Below are 21,293 nucleotides of genomic sequence, written 5' to 3'. Positions count from 1 at the left end.
GGCTACCGGGGCGGCAACACGCAGAACTCGTTGCCGTCGGGATCGGCCAGCACCGCCCGGTCGACCTCGCCCTGGCCGATGTCGATCCGGGTCGCCCCGAGGGAGAGCAGGCGGTCGACCTCCGTTTGAAGATCGCCGTCGGCGGGCGGCGCGAGGTCGAAGTGCAGCCGTTGATTGCCGGTCCTCGGCATCAGCGGCGGGCCGCCCCAGGTGATCTTCGGACCGCCGAGCGGTGACTGGACCGCCGTCTCCTGGTCCTGGTCCCAGACCAGCGGCCACCTGAGTGCTTCGCTCCAGAAGTAGCCGACCTCCTGCGAGCCGTCGCAGGCCAGCGCGCCGACGAATCCGCAGCCGGCGAGGAAGTCATTGCCCGGCTCGATGACGCAGAACTCGTTGCCCTCGGGGTCGGCGAGCACCACGTGCCCCTCTTCCGGACGCTGGCCGACGTCGATGTGCCGTGCGCCGAGCTCCAACGCCCTGTCCACCGTCCGCTGCTGCTCCCCCGGGGACGCGCTCGTCAGGTCGAAGTGCATCCGGTTCTGGCCGACCTTCGGTTCCCGGGTCGGCAGGAAGCGGATCCGGAATGCCGTGTCGTCACCGGGCAGGAGGGCGACACCGTCGTACGGGTCGTCGGCCAGGTCCCGGCCCAGGACCCCCGACCAGAACCGCGCGAGTGGCAGCGGTTCGTACGCGTCGAAGCTGATCGCGAACAGTTGACATGTCATGGCTGGCCATCTCCGATCGCCGATCGGCCACCGCCGATGGTGAACCCCCGCCGCCGGGTCGATCGGGAGCATAGGGGCACGCCGGCGCCGTCCGCAGCCGAGTATTCCGCCGCCGCACCGGCCGGCAGCCCGTCGTGACCGGCCCGGCCCGGCTCCTTCGCGCCGGCGCCGCCCGGCAGCGGCACAGCACCAAATCCCCTGCTGTGGTACGACCTCTGCGCGGGAAGCGGCAGCCGATTAGGGTCATGAAGATCCACTTAAGGAGTTGGCCATGCCGAACCTGTCGTCCCCTTCCACGGCCGTCCGCCGCGCCGCCGTCGCGGCCGCGCTGGCCGTCGGTGTCGCCGCGTCCATGCCAGCCTGCACCAGCGCCGAGCCCACGGCCGGCGAGCCCACCGCCTCGCCGTCGACGTCGGCACCCACCAGCGGGGCCGCGGACACGCCCTCGCCCACCGGTGCCACGCCGACGACCGACTCACGGACGCCCGCCGCCGGCGCGACCGGCGACGCGGACCCCATCCTGCGGGGCGAACGGCAGATCGTGCTGCGGCCGGTCGGGTCGTTCGAGTCGATCCTGGCCGTCGACGCCAAGGGCCGACTGAACCTGACCGACGGCGACACGGACAAGAGCCTGTTCGTGTTGCTGCCCGCCAACGGCAACCGTTACCAGATCCGGACCGCGAAGGCGCACAACGGCGCCGAGCCCGACTGCATGGGTCTGCGCGACAACGGCAGCGCCCCGGCGACGGTCGTGGCCGCCGCCTGCGACGCCCGCCGAGCCGGCCAACTGTTCACCATCGAGAAGACGAAGGAGAAGAGCGAGGGCCGCCCGACCTACACCATCAGCGGCGAGGGAAGGCTCCACCTGCGCGCCACGGACCGGGAGGGGCTCACCGCCCAACCGGTGGGCGAGGGCGACCCCGGCGAGGGCCTGACCTTCGACTTCGTCGACAACGGCGCCGCACCCCCCGGCCCGGGCGAGTGAGCGCCGCCTCAACGGCGCGACCAATCACCTCCGACGGAGGGTGGACCTCCTGACGCGGCCCCCGCTGGCCGGCCGGCCAGCGGGGGCTGCCTACGTTCGGGCGGGGCGCGGCGACGTCACCACGATGCCTTGCGCACCCCGGGCAGCTCGCCGCGCAGGGCCAGCTCGCGGAACCGCACCCGGGACAGCCCGAACCGGGACAGCACTGCGCGCGGGCGGCCGTCGATCTGGTCGCGGGAGCGCAGTCGTACGGGGCTGGAGTCCCGGGGCAGACGGCTGAGTCGGCGCGCCGCCTCGGCGCGTACCTCCGGGTCGGTGTCCGGGTGGCTGACCGTCCGCTTCAGCTCGCCCCTCGCCTCGGCGTGCCGGGCGACGAGGATCTCGCGGCGGGCCTGCCGGTGGCCGAGGCTCCGGCGGGCCATCAGCGCGCCTCGCGGAACTCGACGTGCCGGCGTACGACCGGGTCGTACTTGCGCAGCACGAGGCGGTCCGGATCGTTGCGGCGGTTCTTGCGGGTGACGTACGTGTAGCCGGTGCCGGCGGTGCTGCGCAGCCGCACGATCGGGCGCACGTCGGTCTGCCGGGCCATCAGAGTTTCACCCCTCGGCCGCGCAGCTCGGCGACCACCCGCTCGACGCCCCTGCGGTCGACGGTCCGCAGCGCCTTCGCCGTCAGGGTCAGGCTGACCCACCGTCGCTCCGACGGCAGCCAGTAGCGGTGGTTCTGCAGGTTCGGGTTCCACCGTCGGCGGGTGCGCCGGTGGGAGTGGGACACGGCGTTGCCGAAACTCGGCTGCGCGCCGGTGACGTCACAACGTCTGGACACAGTGATCGCTCCTCGCTCGGTCGTCAGGCTAACGACAACGGTTTTCATTTCTACATCAGCCGTTCGGGCGGATCCGCACCGGGGGTGCCCGCCGACCACGGTTCGCGCTCGCAGCCTCCGCCTGCTTAGAATGACAATCGTTTTCAAATACGTCGAGAGGAACGCGATGTCGTCGTCCCCGCAGGCCCCGGTCCACGTCGTGGCAGCCGACGCCGCCACCCGCCCGTCGCTCACCGTGCTGTCCGGGTTCTGGCCGGCGGCGACCTTCGCCGTCGCCCGTACGCTGCTCGCCGCCGACGAGTCGCTGCTGCTGGTGCGGCACGACCTCACCGGGATCCGCGGCGGCGTGATCCGCCGGGTGGTCCGCACCGGCACCGGCATCGTCGAGGACGAGCAGGTCGCGCTGGAGCACGGCTGCGCCTCCTGCACGCTGCGCGAGGACGTGCTGCCCACCCTCGCCCGGCTCGCCCGGGACAACCCCGGTCACGACCTGGTGCTGATGCTGCCCGAGGTGGTGGAGCCCGAGGCCGTCGCCGCCGCCTGCGCCCACCACCTCGTCGACGGCGCACCGCTCACCGACCTGATCCGCGTCGACTCGTACGTCACCGTCCTCGACGCCGAGCACCTGCTCGACGGCCTGGCCAACACCGACGACCTCGCCGCGCTCGGCATCCAGGCCGCCGAGGACGACCACCGCGCGCTCGCCGACGTCGTGGCCCGGCAGATCGAGTACGCCGACACCCTGCTGCTCTGGGGGCGGTCGCGGGACGGGGAGTTCGACACCAGCAGGATCGCCGTCCTGCTCCAGCGGATGGCGCCGTGGGCGACCCACTTCCGGGTCGACGGCGATCTCGTCGACGCGGACGCGCTCACCCGCCAGCTACGCCACACCCACCGGCACCGCCCCGAGACCCCCGGCGTCCTCGCCCGGGGCCTGGAAGGCTTCGCGCTGGGCATGCACGAACCCGAGGCCGATTGCGGCGTGGTCTCCGCCGTGTTCCGCGCCCGCCGCCCGTTCCACCCACAGCGGCTGCACGACGTCCTGGAGGACGTCAACGCCGAGATGATCCGCTCCCGGGGCCACCTCTGGCTGGCCAGCCAGCCCGACGCGGTCATCGCCTGGGAGTTCGCCGGCGGCGGCCTGGCGCTGGGATCGCTCGGACACTGGCTGGTCAGCCTGCCCGAGGACGGGTGGGAGCACGTCTGCGACCAGCGCCGGCTCGCCGCCGCCCTGGAGTGGGACCCCTACTACGGCGACCGGCACCAGCACCTGGTCTTCATCGGCCTCGACGCCGACCCCGTCGCGTTGCACCGCACCCTCACCGGCTGCCTGCTCACCGACGCGGAACTCGCCGACGGCGAGGAGACCTGGCGGACCTACCACGACCCGTTCGCCGGCTGCTTCCCCCTCGGCAACGGGTAGGCACGCCTATCCGGCGAGCGCGTCCCTGACGAACACGATCGCGTCGGCGCTGCCCAGGTGGGCCGGGTCCAGCGGCGAGTAGCCGAACCACGGGGACACGCGGGCGGGCGGCGTCACGTCGCCGAGGGCGGCGGCCAGTCGCCGGGCGTCGACGACGTACCGGTCGTCCGGGAGCGCGTACAGCAGCCCTTCGACGGTGTCCGGCGGTGGGGCGTCCACGCCGTGGTGGCGGATCGTGCCGAGGGCCGTGGCCAGGAAGGCGTACGCCTCCCCCAGGTGGGCGTCGACGATCGCGCCGGCGCTCCACCACTCCAGCGGCAGACCTCCCATCCGCATCCTGCTGCGGTGCCGCTGGAGGTGGCCGTTGTGCGCGTTGACCAGCGCCGGGCCCCGCTCGGCGACGGCGAGCAGGTTGGCGGCCATCATCGAGTCCCGCACGCCGAGCAGCCGCGCCAGGCGGCTCGGCGAGGTGTCGGCCATCCAGAAGTGGTAGCGCAGCAGCCCGGCGGCGGTGCGCCCGTACAGCCGCGCCCGGTCCCAGTCGTCCCGCGAGGACGCGGCGATCAGCTGCGGCGTCTGCGCGTCGAGCAGCGCCACCAGGTCGTCGGCGAGCAGCCGCAGCTGCCTGGCCTCGGGCGTCTGCCCCACGGATTCGGCCGGGTCCATCATGGCGGCGGGATTGGTCCATCCGTCGTCGGCGCCGAGCAGGCGGTCGAGCGTGTCCGCGGTGCAGGGAAGCAGGCCGGTGTCGACCCGGGCGGCGAGGTAGGCGTGCAGCGCCGAGAGGGCGCGCCGGGGGCTCGCGGCGCCGGTGATCTCCAGCGGACCGTCGAACCCGGCGAACCGCAGCCGCTCGGCCGCGGGCCGCCCGTCGTTGTACGCGCGCATCCAGCGCACCAGCTCGCGGTTGGCCGGGAAGGCGCCCCACCCGTGGCTGAAGCCGCGCGCCATGGCCTCGTCGAGGCTTCCGGCGCCCGAGGTGACGTAGTCGTCCACGACCAGGCCCGTCACGCAGTCACTCTCGATCGCGATCGTGCGGTAGCCCTCCCGCTCGACGAGTTGCCGGAAGAGCTCGTTGCGCAGGTCGAGCAGGACGTGCTCGCCGTGGGTGGGCTCGCCCAGGGCGAGCAGCCGTGGCCGCGTCGGCAGCAGCCTCATGACGTTGGCGGCGTCGACGACGTGGGCGGTGTCCTGGACAGCGAGGGTCATGACCTCAACCGTATCGTTGAACATCGCGGTTGAGAGTTCTGCGCGGTTCTGGCGATGGATCCGTGGTCAACCCTCAAATAGGTGTATCACCGAGGCGATTCCGCACCATCCCCCGACGCCGTTCCGGGCCGGGTCCGTGGCCTGGGACGACCGGGCGATCACTCCAGCGGCTTGCGCCAGTACCAGATCTCCGTGTCCGGTAACTGCTCGGCGAACACGCCGTCGGGCGAGACCTCGCGCAGCAGCGCGCGCAGGTCGCGCTCGAACTCGCCGATGCGCTCGCCGTACAGGTGAGGCGCGGAGTCCGACCGGGAGAACACCCACGCCACGATGTCGTCCGCGCTGCGCTCGACCACCGCGCCGGAGGGCACGACCAGCCGCTGGTACCCCTCGAACCCGGCGCCCTCGATGATCGCGCGTTCCCCGCTCTGCGTGCCGTGCCGCAGCACGCCCTGCCCGGCGCGGCGCACCGCACCGAGGTACGTGCGCACCAGCGCGGCGATCCCCTCGAACGGCGGCGCCGGGTGCGGCAGCGGCAACAGGTCGGCCGCCGGCTCCTTGAGGTCGCTCATGTGCACGAAGAAGCCGTTCGGCTCGATCATCTCGAAGGCGGTGGCGGCGACGCGCTCGCGGTCGGTCCAGTGGAAGGACTGGGCGAAGAGCACCACCCGGAACACCCCGAGGCCGGCCGGAAGGTCCTCGGCGCGCGCCTGCGTCCAGCTCGCGTTACGCACACCGAGACCCTCCGCGCGACGGCGCGCCTCGACGAGCATGTCCGGATCCGGGTCGACGCCGACGGCCTCGGCGAAGTGGGGTGCCAGCGCCGACGTCACCGTGCCCGGCCCACAGCCGACGTCCAGCAGCCGGCCCTGACCGTGCTGGCCGAGTTCACCGGCGAGCCGCGCCGCGTATCCGGGCGCATAGGGCAGCCGGCCCTGGTCGTAGTAGGCGGCACTGCCACGGAACAGCGTCTGATCCCACTGCCAGCCTTCGGGCATCTGTGCTCCCAGGAGTGAAAGGGGCCGGTTGTCCGCTCCTCGGGCACCGTACCGCTTTCCGCACGAAGGTCTGCTCCGCGCCGTCCGGGCCGTCGAGCCGCTCGACGAGGCGCCGCCGACGGGTCCGACGATCGGCGACGGAGTCGGCGGAGCCGGGCGGTGCGGGTCAGACCGCGCGCGCCACGCAGATCCTGGCGTCGAGGCGGGGCCCGGCCTCGTACAGCAGGTATTCCACGCCGCCGTCGGTGCCGAACGTCGGCGACGCCACCCGACCGTTGTCCGAGGCGATCGGCCGGTGGAACACGCCGAGGTGGACCTCGCGGTCGAAGTTGTTGCCGATCTCGGTCAGGTACATGTTGCCGCTGCTGCCGTGATACGCGAGATACGCGGTGCCGTTGCGCTTCAGCAGGTGCGGCGCGGAGATGTCGGTGAGCCCGTCGCCCGACGGTGACACCAACGGGTTCGGGGCGAACTGCCAGCCGCTCCAGCCGTTCGGCGACCAGCCCCAGAAGATCTTCCGGGTGCCGGGCCGGACCGTGTGGGCGCCCATGAACACCATCACGTAACGGTTTCCCTTGCCGGCCACCGGGTGCTCGAAGACCCGCGCGTACGAGGTCTCCGTCGTGTTGGGCACCAGATTCGTCGACAGGATCGGCGTCTCGTTGGTGAAGTGGACGCCGTCGGTCGAACGGGCGACCCGGGTCGTGTGGTTCTCGCCGTGGAAGTACAGGTAGAACTGCCGCGTCGGCGCGTCCCACACGACGTGCGGCGAGGACACGTGGCTCACCGTCGTGGTCGGCAGCACCCGGTCGACGACGGGGTTGCCGGCGTACTCGGTGTAGGGGCCCTCGAGGCGGTCGGCGTAGGCGAGGCAGATTCCGCCGGGCGCGTCGTGCGGCGCGTAGTAGAGGTAGTAGCGGCCGAGATAGCCGCTGATCTTGTCGTAGACGCCGCGCACGCACGGGAAGATGAACTCGCCGGTGGGGTTGTAGCGCAACGGTCGGTCGAACGCGTCGCGCACGTACCGGTAGCTGGGAAAGCCGGCCGGGCCGGCCAATGCCGGCGTGGGCGTCGCGGCGAGACCGGCGCCGGCGGTCGCGGTCGCCACCCCGGCGGCCGCCGCGCCGCGCAGCAGCGCGCGTCGGGAGAAGGATCCTTCAGGGGTACGCGTCATCGCGTTCCCTCCGTTCGTGGGCCGAGCCGACGGGGGCAGGGGAAGCGGGGCGGCCGCGACGGGTCGGGTGACACCCCACCTCGCCGAGCGGCCGAACGGTGTGCGCGCCCGTCGCGATCGGGCTCGTTGATCGATGAGTCTGCGCGCGCCCTCTTCGCGGCGTCAAGATGCTAATACGAATTAGCACGGCGATCCGGCGAGCCGCTACCTCGCCTTCGGGTGCGCCCGCGCGTGCGGGAGGCGTCGACGACAAGGCGGGACGACCGGCGCCCGCCCGAAACCCCCGGGCGGGCGCCGGTCGTGGTCGGCGTCGGCGCGTCAGCCGACGGCGGGCGCGGTCCAGGAGGACCGGATCAACTCCCGCTCGGCGGCGGCGAGGTGGACGGTCGCCGCGAGCCAGGCCCAGGCGTACCGGTCCGGGTCCGGATCGGTGAGCCGACCGAACGCGTCCCGACCGCGCCGGTCGGACTCGTCGGCGAGCGCGGCGGCCAGCGCGGCGGCGGTGGTGAAGCCGGCGCGGCGCAGCGGACCGGCCGGGCCGGCGCCGTCGCCGCGGGCCGCCTCGGCGACGGCGCGACGGCCGCCCGCGACGGCCAGCTCCACCAGCCGGCGGACCCGCCACAGCGGGGACTCCGCGACCGCGTCGGCGCCGACGGCGAGCACCGCTCCGGTCGTCGCGGCCGGGTCGCGCGGCGGCAGGTGCCCGCCCTGGATCTCGTCGTAGCCGAGGTCCGCCCGGCCGTGCCAGTCCGGCGGCAGCCGGAGCGTCGCGGCCGCACCGGGCACCGGGCCGACCGCGAGCGGACGCAGCGTGCTGGCCCGGTCCGGGTCCAGCCGGCCGACCACCCGCACCCGCAGGCCGGGCCGGGAGGCGAGCCGCCGCAGGTTGGCCACGTGGGCCAGCGCCGGGTGTGCGTCGACGGGCATCAGCCGGATCAGCGGCCCGTCCGGCACCGGCGCGCGCTCCGCTGCGGCGTCGGGGGCGGGGGCCAGCTCACGGGCCAGCACCTGGTCGCCGACGGCGCCCACCACCACCAGGTCGCCGCCGACGAGCGCGGTGCCCGCCCGGCCGGGGTCCTCCGGGTCCTCGATGGCGAGCTGGGCGGTCACCACCTCGGCGAGCGGACGGGCGAACAGTTCCGCCAACGTTCCGGTGGCCCAGTCGGTGCCGGCGAGCGGGGTGGCCCGCACGCCCTTGCCGGCGCCGAGCCGGCCGTCCGGGGAGACTGTGGTGCCGGTGATCCGCAGGCCGCCACGGGACAGCACCGCGTGGTTGACCGAGACCGCGCCCATCTCGGTGACCGCCCGGGCGCAGTCCCGGGCCCGGTCCGGCCCGCCCGGTTTCACGTCGCCGAAGGAGAGCTGACGGCCGTCGGCGGCGAGCAGGTGGGTGACCACCCCGGCGTACCCGGTCGCACTGATCACCGGCTCCCGGCAGACACCGTGCACCTCCAGCGTGCCGTCCGGCTGGTAGGCCCGCCGCAGGACGCCGACCAGCGCCGGGTCGGGATCGCCGGCGGCCAGCCGGCCCGCGACGTACAGCAGGTCGTGCAGCACCTCGACGAGCTCGGCCAGCCGGTGGCCGTTCTGTCGTCCCCGCTGTGCGCGCAGGCCACGCACCGTGCGCAGCGCGGCGCTCTCGGCCCGCGGCAGGCCGGCGAGCCGGGCGCCGTGGGCGGCCCGCAGCAGTTCGGCCTGCGGCACCGCCCCGGCGGCCGGCACGCCGGCCGAGAGCACCGCCGCGCCCGCCCGCCACAGCGCGTCGGCGGCGGCCCGTTGCGCCTTCGTCGGTGCCGCGCCAGCCGACTTCCTGGTACGCCCGGTGCGGCCGGACGCCGCGTCGGCGCGGTCCGGCGTCGGGGACGCGGCGGCGGTGGCCGCCGGACCGGGGTGGCTGCCCGGATCGGCGACCGGGCAGACCAGCAGGACGGCGGTGCGGTGCAGGCAGCGGGGCGACAGCAGGCAACTGCACCGCGCCTGCTCCGGGGCGGTGACCGCGCCTGCCGGTCCGGGCGTCAGGGTGACCAGCGCCTCCGGTCCGCAGTCGACCGACACGCCCCCGTCGAGGTGACCGACCGGTACGCCGGCCAGCCGCTCGATGGCGGCGTCCAGCCGCTTGTGCAGCCGGGACGGCAGGGCCGCCACCGCCGCGGCGGCGACGGCCGGCAGCACCGCCGGCAGCCGGTCGGTGTCCACGGCGGTGGCGGTGCGTTGCGTCAACGTGATCCTCCGCGGATGCGGTCGCCCACCCAGCGGGCGAGTTCGAGCGGACTGAGGGCGGCGACCGGCATTCCGGCCGCGACGAGCTGCTGGGCGACCGGCACCGAGTAGCAGGGCGCTCCCCTGTCGTTCAGCGCGGCGCAGCCGAGCACGTGCACGCCGGAACTGACCAGCGTGCGGACCTCGCCGAGCAGCCCGGCCAGCGGGTAGCCCTCCTCGAAGTCGCTGACCACGGCGACGATGGTGCGGCTCGGCACGGTCACCAGCGAGCGGGCGGCGGCCAGCCCGGCGGCGATGTGCGTACCACCGCCGACGCGCACCTCCAGCAGCAGCGACAGCGGGTCGTCGACCCGGTCGGTCAGGTCGACCACCTCGGTGGAGAAGGCAAGGAAGTGGGTGGACAGGGCGGGCACCCCGGCCAGCACGGCGGCGGTCAACGCCGACCACACCACCGACGCCTCCATCGAGCCGGACACGTCGACCACCAGCACCAGCCGCCAGTCGGCCTCCTTGCGGGTGCGGCTGTTGAAGACGGGGCGCTGCGGCACCACCACCGTCCGGCCGTCGCCGAGGCGCTGGGTGTGCGCCAGGTTCGCCCGCAGCGTACGGGCGAGGTTGATCCGGCCGCCGGGGCGGCGGGACGGACGCGGGTTGGTCAGCCCCGTCAGCGCCGGGCGGACCTGGGTGGCCAACTGCTTCGTCAGCTCCTCGACCAGCCGCCGCACCAGTGGACGCAGCTTGGCCAGCTGCCCCTCGGGCAGCCCGCCGGCCAGCGACAGCACCGAGGTCAGCAGCTCCATCGACGGGCGTACCGCGGCGGGGTCGAGCTCGGTGAGCACGTCGGTACGGCCGTCCTCGGCCGCCCGGGCGATGACCTCCTCGCGGACCGCGGTGCCGAACAGCGCCTCGAGTTCGTCGGCCCACTCGCGGGCGGTCGGGAAGGACGCCTCCTGGCCGCCCCCGGCCGCCTGACCGAGGTCGGTGGCGCCCTCACCCTGACCCGCCCCGTACAGCTCGTCCAGGGCGCGGGCGTAGCGACGGGCGTCGGCCGGCAACCGGTCGGGTTGGCGGCCGAGCAGCAGCCGCCACCGGTCGGTGGGGGTGAGCCCCGCCTCGGAGGTGTCCGGCCCGGGCGCGGCCTCGGCCTCGGCGTCGGCGTCGGTGCAGCCGCTCGGTGTGCCCGGGACGGGGATGTGGCGGGCGAGCAGGGCGGCCCGGCCGGCCGCGTCGGCGGCGGCCCAGCGGGCCAGCAGCTCGGGCGGGGCGGACAGGCTCAGATCGAGCCGGTCGCCGAGCCGGTCGGTCACGGTGTGCAGCAGCCGGTCCCGGGCCGCCGGGGTCAGCACGTCGAATCCGCCGCGCAGCGCCGGCAGCCGGTCCAGGAAGTCGGCGTCGGGGAGCCGCTCGACGCGCTCCAGCAGCGGGTCCAGCGCGGCCGGGGCGGACTGCAGCAGCGGGTGCGCCGCGGTGAGCAGACCGCCGAGCAGCCGGTGCAGGTGCCGGCGGGTGTCCGGTCCGGTCGCCGCGTCGACCCAGCCGGCCACCCGGGTGCCCAGGGTCTCCAGGTCGGTCAGATCGAGCAGCACCCGGGCGGCCAGGGCGGCGCCCTGGATCAACGGCGAGCCGGCGCGGGCCAGGTGGTCGAGGGCCTCGTCCAGGCGCAGGCCGATCCGGTCCTCGCCGGCGCGGACCGCGAGGTCGACCAGCGCGGCGGCGTCGGCCGGGGCGTCGCTGCCGGCCAGGCCGGGCAGTCCGCGTACCGCCGCGTCCAGCAGCACGACGGCCAGCTCGGCCGCCCGGGCCCGGCCGTCGGCGGTGGTGCCGGGCAGGTGTTCGCGGCGCAGCGCCTCCAGCAGGTCCAGCGCGGCCAGCAGCTCGGGCAGCGTGCCGGTGCCCGGCAGCACCGAGGCCGCCAGGTCGAGCCGGTCGGTGACCAGCTCCGGCAGGTCGCACCGGGCGGCGTCGCGCAGGCCGACGAGCAGCTGGGCGGCGGTGGGGCCACCGTCGGCGGCCTCCCGGCGGAACCGTTCCCGCAGGGTTCCGGCCGCGGCCAGCGCCGCGGTCACCCCGCGTACGCCCACCAGGTCCAGCCGGGCCGCCACGGACGGCGTCCAGGCCAGTTGCCAGCGGGTGGTCAGGGCGGCACCGTCGCCGGTGCCGGACACCGCGACCGCCTCGCCGTAGCCGACGCCGCAGACCTGGAGGCGTTGCAGCAGGATCTCCCGCCGCCCGTCCAGCTCGGTACGCAGCGGGTCCAGCCGCACCTCGCGGGCCTTGGGGTTGTCCGGGCTGGGCAGCCGCAGTGTGGCGAGTTCCGCCTCGACCGCCGGGCCGAGCCCGGAGCGCGGCGTACCGGGTGCGACGCGGCCCCGCTCGGCGCCGACCAGCACGGTCTCCAGCGCCCGGGCCAGCGCCCGGCCCCGGCCGAGCAGTTCGCCCTGGCCGAGCACGGTGGTCACCGCCTCCAGCACCTCGCCCCGGCCCGGGGCGGGCAGGTCCCGCAGCCGGGCCAGGTCGTCGGCGAGCCGTACCGTCTCGGTGGCCTCACCGGTGCCGGCGGTGTGGCCGGCCGCGCGGAGTTCCCGGCACAGGTCGGTGACCGCGCGGGCGGCGGCGGCCCGGATCCGTTCCGGGTCGCCGGCGGCGGTGAAGACGGACTGCTGCCAGCGCGGGTCGCGGATACCGGCCGGGTAGCCGGACCGGGAGTCGAGCAGGTCGAAGGCGTACGGCACCAGCGAGGTGACCGCCGTCGCGCCGCCGTCGGTGGCGGCGGGTCCGGTCGGCGTCGTCACGGACCGGACCGGATCGGTCGCGGCGGTGGCCGGCCGGACGGACGCCACGCTGGCGTCGGCGGCCGGCGCGGCGGCGAGCAGGGCCGGCGCGTGGAAGGCGCCGACGACGGCGGCGACCCGCCGGCCGTCGGCGCCGGCCTCGGCCAGCACCCGGCGCATGTGCCGCTCGCGGGCCAGGTCCCGGGCCGGTACGCCGCCGTGGCTGGCGCTGTCGGTGCGCATCGCCCAGCCGACGCCGAGCGCGGCCCGGCGCAGCGCTTCGGGCGCGCTGCCCGGGGCGCGCACCTCCACCACCCGGTCCCACAGGTCGTCGCCGTCGCGGCCGGTGCCGCTGGCGCTGAGCGCGGCGGCGTAGGAGCGACGCAGGCCGGGCACCGGCTCACCGGCGTCCGGCTCGGGCCCGCCACCGGCGGCCGGGTCGGTGCCGGTGGCCGGGTCGGTGCCGTCGGCGGTCCAGCCGCGGTCGGCCAGCGGCAGGTCGCAGCAGAGCACCTCGACGCCGCGTTGCCGGGCCCAGCGCAGCGCGGCCAGCTCCGGGGAGAAGTCGGCGAACGGGTAGAAGCCCATCGGGCCGTCCGTGCCGTGGCTGCCGACGAGGGCCAGCGGGGCCCGCGCGGCCGGGTCGGACAGGTACGGCAGCCAGCGCTGGAAGTCGGCCGGCAGCTCGACGCAGACCACCTCGGCCCCGGCGGCGTCCAGCAACGCCGGGACCGCCGCCGCCAGCGCCGGGCTGTGGTGCCGCACCCCGATCAGGTACGGCCGGAGCGAACCGGCGAGCGCGTCGACCACGGCGCGCGGGTCGGCCGACGTCGGGCCGACGGCCACCGGTCCGGCGGTCGGCGGGGCCGCGCCGGGCGTACGGGAGAGGGTCGTCACCGCAGGCTCTCCCGCAGGTCCCAGAGCCGGCGCCACATCGCCGAGCCGTCCTCGGCGCGGCGGCGGACCGGGCCGTCCCAGTAGCCGAGCAGCCGGGCGTGGTCGTTCTGGTCGTCCTTGCGCACCACGCCGAGCAGGTGCCCGGGCACCAGGTCGAGCGCGTCCCCGCCGGGCAGGTACGCGGCCGACAGGCCGAGCGACACCGCCACCTGCACCGCCTCGGCGGTGGACATGACCGTGCCGGGCCGCTCCACGTCCCAGCCCTCGCCCGAGCGACCGGAACGCAGGTCGCGGAACACGGTGACCAGGGCGTCCAGCACCGCGTCGTCCACCGTGTAGGCCGCACCGGCGCGCCGCACGGCGGCGGTGGCCTGCTGGCGGACCAGGTCGGTCTCGACGTCGGCGTCGGCGATCGGGTGGATGGTCTCGAAGTTGAACCGGCGCTTGAGCGCCGAGGACATCTCCGACACACCCCGGTCGCGCAGGTTGGCGGTGGCGATCACGGTGAACCCGGGCAGGGCGCGGATCAGGCCGTCCTCGGTGCCGGACAGCTCCGGCACGTTCATCCGCCGGTCGGACAGGATGGACACCAGCGCGTCCTGCACCTCGGGCAGGCAGCGCGTGACCTCCTCGATCCGCACCACCCGGCCGGTACGCATCGCGGTCAGCACCGGCGAGTCGACCAGCGCCTGCGGGGTCGGGCCCTGCGCGAGCAGCAGGGCGTAGTTCCAGCCGTAGCGGAAGGCGTCCTCGGTGGTGCCGGCGGTGCCCTGCACGGTCAGTGCGCTCGTGCCGCAGACCGCGGCGGCCAGCAGCTCCGACAGCATGGACTTCGCGGTGCCGGGCTCGCCGACCAGCAGCAGGCCCCGCTCGCCGGCCAGGGTGACCACGCACCGCTCGACCAGGCTCCGCTCGCCGACGAACTTCGCCGCAATGGTCATGCTGGCCGGCAGCTCGGTGCCGTCGGGGCCGGTACGCCGCTCGGCGGGCAGCTTCAACGCCTCGCCGTCGCTGCCCTGGATGAAGGTGACCACGGCGCGCGGGGTCAGCGCCCAGCCCGGCGGCCGGGCCCCGTCGTCGTACGCGGCCAGGAAGGCCAGCTCGTCGGCGTACCGCTGCTCGGCGGAGAGGACCTGGGCGGCGGTCTCCGGCGCCTCGGAGGGGCGGACGTGTTCCGTCACGGTCACGGGTGTTCCTCGATCTTCCTCTTGGGGGTGTTTCGGGACAGGGGTCGGCGGCGCGGCGGCGCCGCGACGTCCGGGCAGGTCGTCGCGGACACCACCGCCCTTTCGGGTACGGGTCAGCGGGGAGCGCCGCGGCCGGGCAGGTTGTCGAAGCGGGGCCGGTCGCCGTCGCGGAGGCGTTGCCAGGCCCGCCGGTAGAGCGCGGCGGCCGGTTCGAAGGGCACGGTCACCCCGAGCGCGGCCGTGCCGTCGGGGGCGAGGTCGAACAGGGCCACCTTCCAGCCCTCGATCGGTGCCTGCCCGCCGCCGCGTTCCAGCCACGGGCCGGGCAGGAACAGCGACCGGCCGGCCCGGGACCGGCTGGCCTCGACGACCAGGTCGGTGCCGGCCAGTTCGGCGCGGGCCGCCTTCAGCCGGGCCGGCTTCCAGCCCGTCCACTTCGCCGTGTTGCGGTCGGTCGGGTCGGGCATGGCCAGCAGCATCAGGTACGCCGCCGCCGCGTCGGCGCCCAGGCCGTGCTCCCCGGCGACCTCGGGGACCAGGTCGGGCACCGACCGCGTCGGGTCCTGCGGCCACCAGGTCCCGTCCGCCGCGCGCTCGCCACCGTCGGGCTCCCCCGCGTCGGCGAGCAGCGCGACGAAGCGCGGGTCGCGCACCAGCCGCAGCGCCACCTCCACCGGGTACGGCTTGGCCGCGTCCCCGCGCAGCGCCGGCAGGTACGGGTCCGTGCCGTCGGCGTCGAGCAGGTTCGGCCGCAGCGCGGGCGACGGTTGGCTGTCGTGGGTGGACAGCACGATGGCGCCGTAGCGTTCCCAGCCCGGGCCCGTCTCGGACGGGGTGCCCGCCACCTGGCGGAACTCGGGCAGGGAGACGTACTGCTCGAGGTCGAGCAGGAGGTGGGGGTTGGCCAGCCGGTCCCGGATCGCGGCGAGCGCGGCCGGCAGCGCGGCCCGGCACGGGTCACCGGCCGGCGTGTGGTGGGCGACCCAGGCCGCCAGGGCGACCGTGGAGCGCAGCACGTGGCCGGTGAAGCCCGTCGTCCGGTTGTCGACCGGCCGGACCCGGTCGCCCCTGACCTCGAAGGCCAGGTCGGTGCTCAGCTCGGCCGAGCGGGCCGGGTCGAGCAGCGCCGGCAGGGCCTTCGCGGGCGCCCAGCCGGTGCGGATCGCGCGGGTCGCCTCGGCGAGCAGCTGTTCGGGCACGACCACCCGGCGACCCAGAGCGGCGTTCCACACCGCCGCGGCGGCGGCCACGTCCGGCCCGTCGGTCCACAGCCGGGCCGGGTCGGCCGGCAGCAGCGCCGAGACCACGGCCCGCCGCAGTGCCGGCCGGGCCTCCCGCAGCACCCCGAAGGCCAGCTTGACCTCGCCGACCTGCCTGATCCCGAGCGCCTTGCGCAGCTCGGTCGGGACGGTGCCGGCCGAGTCCGCGTACGGCAGGCCGGCCAGCACGAGCTTCGCGGCGGTGGGGGTGACGCCGGTCAGCTCGGCGAACCGCTCGGCCGCCTCCGGCCGCCAGGGCAGCGGACCGCGCGTGGCCCACTCGGCGCGGAAGCCGGCCAGCCAGCCGGTCGGCCGTTCGTCACCGACCGGCTCCGAGGAGTGCACCGTGTACGGCTCGGGCACGGCGAAGACGCCGGCCGGGTCGTGGTGCAGCGCGTCGAAGTAGTAGCCGGTGGCCGTGCCGCTGGAGTTGAGCACGGCGAGGAACGCCCCGTCGGGCAGCGGCAGGATGCCCGGCCGGGGGTAGCGGCGCGAGCCGTCGGGGTTCTTCAGGTCGTCGTCCAGCAGGTGCAGCCTGCACCGGCGCCACCGCCCCGGCTCGGCCGCCGCGCTCAGGTCGAGCCCGTCCAGCTCCGTGAGCAGGGCGGCCAGCGTCTCCCGGTGCTCGTCGGGGGTGACCGCCGCGACGGCCCGGTAGGCGACGGCGGCGACGCCGCCGAGCAGCGACCACCAGTTCAGGGTGGACGGCAGCGACGGCCCGTCCAGGTGCAGCCGTACGGCGGGATCGACCCCGGTGGCGGAGCACTGGATGGCGAACGCCTGGAACTGGGTGAAGGTCGAGGTCGCGGTGCCCGCCCCGTGGACCGAGCCGCGCAGCCCGTCCAGCGCCGCGCTGAGCTGCCTGTCGGTGGGTCCGGCCGCGGCGGCCGGCGGTGTCACGGCGACGGGCGCGGCCAACGACCTGGTGAGACGCTCGGTCACCGCGTCCAGGTCGGTACGCACCCGGGCGGCCAGCCGCAGCGCCCCGGCCACCCCGGCGAGCAGGGCGTCGTGGCCGATCGCCGGCAGCGTCGAGCGGACCAGCTCCACCAGCGCGTCGGTGTCGTCCCCGTCGGTGGCCGGTGCGGCGCCGCCGCCGGTGCCGACCGCGGAAGCCGGGACGGCGACGGGCAGACCGGTGATCGCCTGCGTGGCGGCGGTCGACCCGGATCGCGTCGCCGCGCGGGCCGCGGCCCGCGCGGCCTCTTCCGCCAGGGCGGCGCGCCGCTCGTCGACCGCGACCTTGAGCAGTGCGGCGGCGGTCTCCCGGTCCATCCGGCGCAGGGTGGTGGAGCCGGCCGGGTCCCGGGGCAGCAGGTGGCCGAGGAACGCCTGCGGCGGCAGCGGCAGGGCGTCGGGGTGGTAGTCGCGGCTGGCCGGCGGTCCGGGGACCGCCGACGCCACCCCGTCCGGGTCGAGCAGGACGAACCCCTGGAGCACGGCCCGCGGCCGGTCGTCGCCGGGCAGCACCAGCGCCGCGATCGGCTCCTGCCCCGCGGCCACGGTGACCGTACGGCCGGCGAGGTCGTCGCCGCGTACCGAGCCGTCCGGCAGGGTGACCACCCGCCAGCCGAGCAGACCGTCCACCGGGACCGCGGCCGGGGTGGCCCGGTCGGACAGGGCCGGGCGCAGCCAGCTGGCCGGCTCCCGCAGCTGGCTGCCGTCGACCGGGAGGTCCGCCAGGAACCGGGGCAGGGCGCGGCGGCCGTGCGTGTTGCCGACCGGGTCGTACTCGCGCCAGCCGTACGTGTCGTCGTCCTCGCTGTGCCGGTAGACCCAGTGGTCGGTGCCGTCGGTGATGACCGGTAGCTCGGACGGCACGGCGGTGTCGCCGGCGTGCAGTACGCCGTCGCCGGTGGTCCGTCCGCCGCCCGCCAGCGGCAGGGTGATCCCCTTCCCGCGTGGCTGGCTGCCGTGGTGGCGGCCCTGGAGGGGCTGCGGTTCACCGGGCGCCGAGTGCCAGTAGCCGCGCAGGTCGTAGTCGAGCGCCTGGGAACGCCAGTAGACCAGCAGGTGGCCGTCGACGTAGTGGTAGCCGGGCTGGCCCCACATGTCGTTGGCCGGGATGCGCAGGTCGTGGCGGAGCACGATGCCCTCGGCGCCGATCACGCGCACCGTGGTCGGCCCGGCCAGGATCACGTACGGCCAGGCCTCCTGCCGGGTGACCTCGACCCGGCGGTCGCCGCCGGTCACCTCCTGCCAGGCCGCCTCCCAGTCCGGCCAGCCCAGCTCGTCGACGATGCCGCCGCGCAGGGCGCGGGCGACGTGCTCGGCGAGGTCGACGCCCAGGGCCTGTCCGAGGTCGCCGCCCGCGCCGGGCTCGCCGACGACGTCGGGGACGAGACGCAGCGCCTCGACCGGGATCCTGCCCAGCCAGTCCACCGACGCCGGCAGGTACGGCAGCCCGGCGGTGAACCGGGCGCGGATCCGCGCCCGCAGCCAGTCGGTCAGCAGCGGCCGGACGCCCGGCGTGTCGACCATCCGGCGCAGCGCCGGTTGCTGGTCGTCGAGCTGGTCGAGGCCCCGGCGCAGGGCGGCGGTGAACCGGTCGTCGCCGGCCACGGCGAGCAGGTCCCGCTCTCCCCCACGCTTGACCCAGTTCGCCAGGTCGAGCACGTCGCGCTTCTTGGGCGGGGTCACCGGCAGGCCGAGGGCGAGCATCAGGTCGAGCAGTTCCAGGTCGCCGTCGACGTCGAGGCTCTCGCCGCTGTCGGCCAGTTCGACGCGCAGCCGGTCGGCCATCCGCTCGACGAGCGGGTACAGCTGCGGCAGCCGGCGATGGCGGTGGTGGTGCCCGGAGTTGGCCCGGCTCACGAAGCGGCGCAGCCAGCCGACGGAGCCGTCGCGCGGGCGGGCCGCCTCCGGCACGTCCGGGTCGCACAGGCCGGTGAGCGCGCCGGTGTCGGTGAGCAGGGCCAGCCAGGTGACCAGGTCGTCGCGGTCGGCGGGCATCAGGTCGAGCAGGCTGCCGCGGACCGCCGGATCGCGCCCGGCCAGCGCCGTCACGGCCGGCAGGTGCGCCTTCCACCAGCCGGCCGGCGCCTCGGCGGCCACCGGCAGCCGGAGCAGCTCGGTCAGGTAGGCCGCCTCACGGTCGGCGACGGCGGCGGCGCCCTTGCCGGCGGCCTTGGTGGCGGTCCGGACCAGCCGGTTCACCGCGGTGGCCGACTGGGTGGACGGGACCACCCCGGCGGCCGCGGCCCGCAGCGCCAGCCGGCAGAAGCGGTCCAGCGCCTCGTCGGCCGGCAACTGGGCGGCCAGCTCCTTCGCGTAGCCGGCCAGCGCGGTCGCGGACACCACCTTGGCCGACGCGAACTCCACGTAGACCTCGTCCAGCCGGTGCAGGTCGACCGGCAGGCCGTGCTGCGCCTCCGCCTTACGCGCCTTGTTGAACAGCTGCGTGGCGTACGCGTCCTGCCCGGCGGCCAGGAACACCCGCGCCGCCTGCTCGAAGAACGTCGGCAGGAAGTGCGGCAGCGTACGGGCGAACCGGTCGGCGATGCCCTGGTGGGCGTCCAGGGCGGCCTTGGGACGCGAGCGCACCTGCTTGGCCAGCTTCTGCAGCTCCGGCACCACCGCCAACGCGTGCCGGCCGTCCGCCGGATGGTGCACCAGCACCCATTCCGGGAAGGCCAACGGGCGGCGGGGGCCCAGCCCGACGACGACCGGCTCGGCGCCCGGCGCCAGGCCGAGGAATTCGAGGGCGATGTCCTCGCCCTCGCCGAGGGCGGCGTCGACCAGGCGGACCACCGGCCGGTCGTCGAGGGCCGGGTGCCGGTAGGTGCGGGCGGTCAGGGGCACCGCCCGCTCCCCCGCCCCGGCGGTGTCGGTCGGCAGCACCGCGCCAGCGGTCAGCAGGCTCTCGGCCGAGTGCTCGCCCGCGGTCGTGGTCATCGCGCTCACGCCTTCTTCCCCGTTCCGGTCACGGCGCCGGACAGGGCCGTCGCCATCCGCATTCCTTCCGACCAGGCCACCGGCCCGACCTCGGTCAACCGCAGCGTCGGGCCGTCCACGACCGCCCAGGAGAGGGTGCCCAGGGTCGCCTCGGAGTCCCAGTAGTCCTCGTCGAACCACAGCGCGGCCTCCACGGTGCGGCCGGCCTCCCAGACGCGGCACCTGATCTGCGAGCCGGAGACCCGGAAGCCGAGCGTGGCGGCCCGGACGGCCAGCCGGTTGGGGACCTTGGTGCCACGGAAGTCGGCGACCGTGGTGTCCCGCGCCCTGAGGTCCTCGGGCTTGTCCCAGGTGCCCCGGTGCAACTGCTCGATGCGCTGGGTCACGTCCAGTTCGTCGGCGAACTCGCGCAGGTCGGCCAGGTCGGGCAGGCGCACCGGGTGGGGCAGCGTGGCGGTCGCCGGCGAGAGCCGGACGGTGTCGCCGTCGAGGTTGACCACGCGCAGGTCGCCGCCGTCGGTGACGTCGCGCAGGAAGCCCGCCTCGGCCGGGTCGTCCCCGAGGACCACGAGGTCGCGCAGCGCGTGCTGCCAGGCCGGGTCCGGCCAGACGCGGGCCAGCAGCGCGGTCGGCACCGGCAGCGAGGACACCACCCAGGCGTCGACCCGGGCCAGGCACTCGACGCCGTGCCGGTCCAGCCACTGGGCGAGCTGGCGCAGCCCGTCCACCTCGGGGGCGTCGCGCAGCGCCTTCGGCAGAGTCTTCAGTGGACGGCCGCCGGCGCGCGGGCCGGTGGAACGGGCCGCCACCTTTCCGTCCACGAGAGAGATCTCGTACGAGTCCCCCACCGGTAGCCAGGCCATCAGGAACACCCTCCGCAGTGGCAGAACAGCCAGATTTCGTGAGGAATCGGCCGTGATCGACAACGAGGGCACGCTAACAGTAGTGACCGACACGACAGCGACCCATCGGCCGAGCAGCCGAGGCCGGGTCGGCGACACGAGGACGGCGCGGCTCACGGAAGTCGCAGGTCCGGCGGGCCGGAGTGCGCGGCGCAGGGCCGACGGCGAGCCCGGCGGGAACCCCACGGTGATGACCTAGGTCACACGGCGACCGGAGAAGCCTCGCTCCAGCCGGTCCGGCGCTGGCGATCCTCTCCCGTTGGGACGCGGCACCCGGGCCATGTCGGGCCGAGGCCCCGTCGTGGCACGGTGCCGGCCGGATCAGGGGGACGCACCCCGCCGTGGTGATCGAGCAGCCTGCCGGGCAGCGCGAACAGGGCCTGTCGTTCGGTGGCCGACCGCGGGGCGAGCAGCGGCGTACCCGCGGCGGTAGGTCGACAGCCGCGACGCGAGCGGTGGTCTGGCGGGACGTGCGCGGGACGGCGGCGGTCGCCCGCCGCCGTCCCGGCGGAACCGTCGGCTCAGCAGGTGGTGTTGCCGGCCGGCACCCAGCCGTCCACGGACGGGTGCTCGGCGCCGTGACCGTAGATCCAGACGTCGTCGTCGACGGCCCAGACCTGACCGTGCCAGCGGAACCCGCGCCCGGCGGTCAATGTGAGCAGCACGTGGCTGTGCGGCGCGGCGCGCAGCCAGGTGTTCTCCCGGAGGTTGCAGACGATGCCCCACGCGTCGCTCGCCGAGGCCGGTGCGGCGGCCACAGCCGAGCCGGAAAGAACGACGGTCGCGACCGTCAGTGCGTGCAGGAGTCGGCGTTTCACTCGTGT

General features: G+C 75.4%; 15 protein-coding genes. 2 read left to right on the top strand and 13 right to left on the bottom strand.

What is annotated here, in order from left to right; translation table 11 throughout:
* Positions 1-2: 2 nt before the first annotated feature.
* A complete protein-coding gene (locus AC5L34_RS17195) occupies positions 3-725 on the bottom strand; it encodes a VOC family protein (RefSeq protein ID WP_441177510.1) in 723 nt (240 codons plus the stop codon).
* 271 nt (positions 726-996) lie between these two features.
* Between AC5L34_RS17195 and AC5L34_RS17190 the strand changes: the two genes are divergently transcribed.
* On the top strand, positions 997-1,710 hold the full coding sequence (locus tag AC5L34_RS17190; protein ID WP_441177410.1) for a hypothetical protein: 714 nt from the start codon (positions 997-999) through the stop codon (positions 1,708-1,710).
* Between the two features lie 116 nt (positions 1,711-1,826).
* On the opposite strand, the gene rpsN is transcribed toward AC5L34_RS17190, so the two are convergent.
* Genes rpsN through rpmB form a run of 3 tightly spaced genes read right to left on the bottom strand, consistent with a single transcriptional unit; the run spans position 1,827 to position 2,535 of the window.
* Positions 1,827-2,132 (bottom strand): 30S ribosomal protein S14, encoded by a 306-nt coding sequence (gene rpsN, locus AC5L34_RS17185; protein WP_441177411.1) that lies wholly within the window; start codon positions 2,130-2,132, stop codon positions 1,827-1,829.
* Entirely contained in the window at positions 2,132-2,299 is a 168-nt protein-coding gene (gene rpmG / locus AC5L34_RS17180; protein ID WP_013287204.1) for a 50S ribosomal protein L33, read from the bottom strand. Before rpmG ends, rpsN begins: the two co-directional genes overlap by 1 nt.
* Positions 2,299-2,535, bottom strand: coding sequence for a 50S ribosomal protein L28 (rpmB, locus tag AC5L34_RS17175; protein ID WP_494825887.1), 237 nt, complete (start codon positions 2,533-2,535; stop codon positions 2,299-2,301). The genes rpmG and rpmB overlap by 1 nt, the downstream gene beginning before the upstream one ends.
* 166 nt (positions 2,536-2,701) lie before the next feature.
* On the opposite strand from rpmB, the gene AC5L34_RS17170 reads away from it, so the two are divergent.
* The gene (locus tag AC5L34_RS17170) at positions 2,702-3,958 is read left to right on the top strand and encodes a CobW family GTP-binding protein (protein ID WP_494825885.1); all 1,257 of its coding nucleotides are present in this window, start codon (positions 2,702-2,704) and stop codon (positions 3,956-3,958) included.
* A gap of 6 nt (positions 3,959-3,964) precedes the next feature.
* Here the strand turns inward: AC5L34_RS17170 and AC5L34_RS17165 are convergent, their stop codons facing one another.
* The 9 genes from AC5L34_RS17165 to AC5L34_RS17125 form a co-directional block, all read right to left on the bottom strand.
* Positions 3,965-5,167, bottom strand: coding sequence for an erythromycin esterase family protein (locus AC5L34_RS17165; protein ID WP_494825883.1), 1,203 nt, complete (start codon positions 5,165-5,167; stop codon positions 3,965-3,967).
* Between the two features lie 158 nt (positions 5,168-5,325).
* Positions 5,326-6,165, bottom strand: coding sequence for a class I SAM-dependent methyltransferase (locus AC5L34_RS17160; protein ID WP_441177415.1), 840 nt, complete (start codon positions 6,163-6,165; stop codon positions 5,326-5,328).
* Positions 6,166-6,331: 166 nt separating this feature from the next.
* Positions 6,332-7,339 carry a glycoside hydrolase family protein gene (locus tag AC5L34_RS17155; protein WP_441177416.1) on the bottom strand — a complete coding sequence of 336 codons (1,008 nt, stop codon included), beginning with the start codon at positions 7,337-7,339 and terminating at the stop codon, positions 6,332-6,334.
* Between the two features lie 318 nt (positions 7,340-7,657).
* The gene (locus AC5L34_RS17150; RefSeq protein WP_494825881.1) at positions 7,658-9,559 is read right to left on the bottom strand and encodes a hypothetical protein; all 1,902 of its coding nucleotides are present in this window, start codon (positions 9,557-9,559) and stop codon (positions 7,658-7,660) included.
* Positions 9,556-13,227: a vWA domain-containing protein gene (locus AC5L34_RS17145; protein WP_494825879.1), complete on the bottom strand. Its 3,672-nt coding sequence runs from the start codon at positions 13,225-13,227 to the stop codon at positions 9,556-9,558. The genes AC5L34_RS17150 and AC5L34_RS17145 overlap by 4 nt, the downstream gene beginning before the upstream one ends.
* Positions 13,224-14,414, bottom strand: coding sequence for an ATP-binding protein (locus AC5L34_RS17140; RefSeq protein ID WP_101409609.1), 1,191 nt, complete (start codon positions 14,412-14,414; stop codon positions 13,224-13,226). Before AC5L34_RS17140 ends, AC5L34_RS17145 begins: the two co-directional genes overlap by 4 nt.
* Positions 14,415-14,527: 113 nt before the next feature.
* Positions 14,528-19,567 carry a hypothetical protein gene (locus AC5L34_RS17135; protein ID WP_494825876.1) on the bottom strand — a complete coding sequence of 1,680 codons (5,040 nt, stop codon included), beginning with the start codon at positions 19,565-19,567 and terminating at the stop codon, positions 14,528-14,530.
* A 5-nt stretch (positions 19,568-19,572) separates the two neighbouring features.
* Positions 19,573-20,430: a DUF4132 domain-containing protein gene (locus AC5L34_RS17130; protein WP_494825874.1), complete on the bottom strand. Its 858-nt coding sequence runs from the start codon at positions 20,428-20,430 to the stop codon at positions 19,573-19,575.
* 560 nt (positions 20,431-20,990) lie between these two features.
* Positions 20,991-21,287 carry a hypothetical protein gene (locus tag AC5L34_RS17125; RefSeq protein WP_357718439.1) on the bottom strand — a complete coding sequence of 99 codons (297 nt, stop codon included), beginning with the start codon at positions 21,285-21,287 and terminating at the stop codon, positions 20,991-20,993.
* Positions 21,288-21,293: the final 6 nt, after the last annotated feature.

Source organism: Micromonospora sp. ZG13 (assembly GCF_059359355.1).
This window is presented reverse-complemented; position numbering and strand designations above follow the sequence as displayed.

Coding starts and splice junctions, on each gene's coding strand:
- AC5L34_RS17195 (WP_441177510.1), bottom strand. CDS start 725: ATGACATGTCAACTGTTCGCGATCAGCTTCGACGCGTACGAACCGCTG.
- AC5L34_RS17190 (WP_441177410.1), top strand. CDS start 997: ATGCCGAACCTGTCGTCCCCTTCCACGGCCGTCCGCCGCGCCGCCGTC.
- rpsN (WP_441177411.1), bottom strand. CDS start 2,132: ATGGCCCGCCGGAGCCTCGGCCACCGGCAGGCCCGCCGCGAGATCCTC.
- rpmG (WP_013287204.1), bottom strand. CDS start 2,299: ATGGCCCGGCAGACCGACGTGCGCCCGATCGTGCGGCTGCGCAGCACC.
- AC5L34_RS17170 (WP_494825885.1), top strand. CDS start 2,702: ATGTCGTCGTCCCCGCAGGCCCCGGTCCACGTCGTGGCAGCCGACGCC.
- AC5L34_RS17165 (WP_494825883.1), bottom strand. CDS start 5,167: ATGACCCTCGCTGTCCAGGACACCGCCCACGTCGTCGACGCCGCCAAC.
- AC5L34_RS17160 (WP_441177415.1), bottom strand. CDS start 6,165: ATGCCCGAAGGCTGGCAGTGGGATCAGACGCTGTTCCGTGGCAGTGCC.
- AC5L34_RS17155 (WP_441177416.1), bottom strand. CDS start 7,339: ATGACGCGTACCCCTGAAGGATCCTTCTCCCGACGCGCGCTGCTGCGC.
- AC5L34_RS17135 (WP_494825876.1), bottom strand. CDS start 19,567: ATGACCACGACCGCGGGCGAGCACTCGGCCGAGAGCCTGCTGACCGCT.
- AC5L34_RS17130 (WP_494825874.1), bottom strand. CDS start 20,430: ATGGCCTGGCTACCGGTGGGGGACTCGTACGAGATCTCTCTCGTGGAC.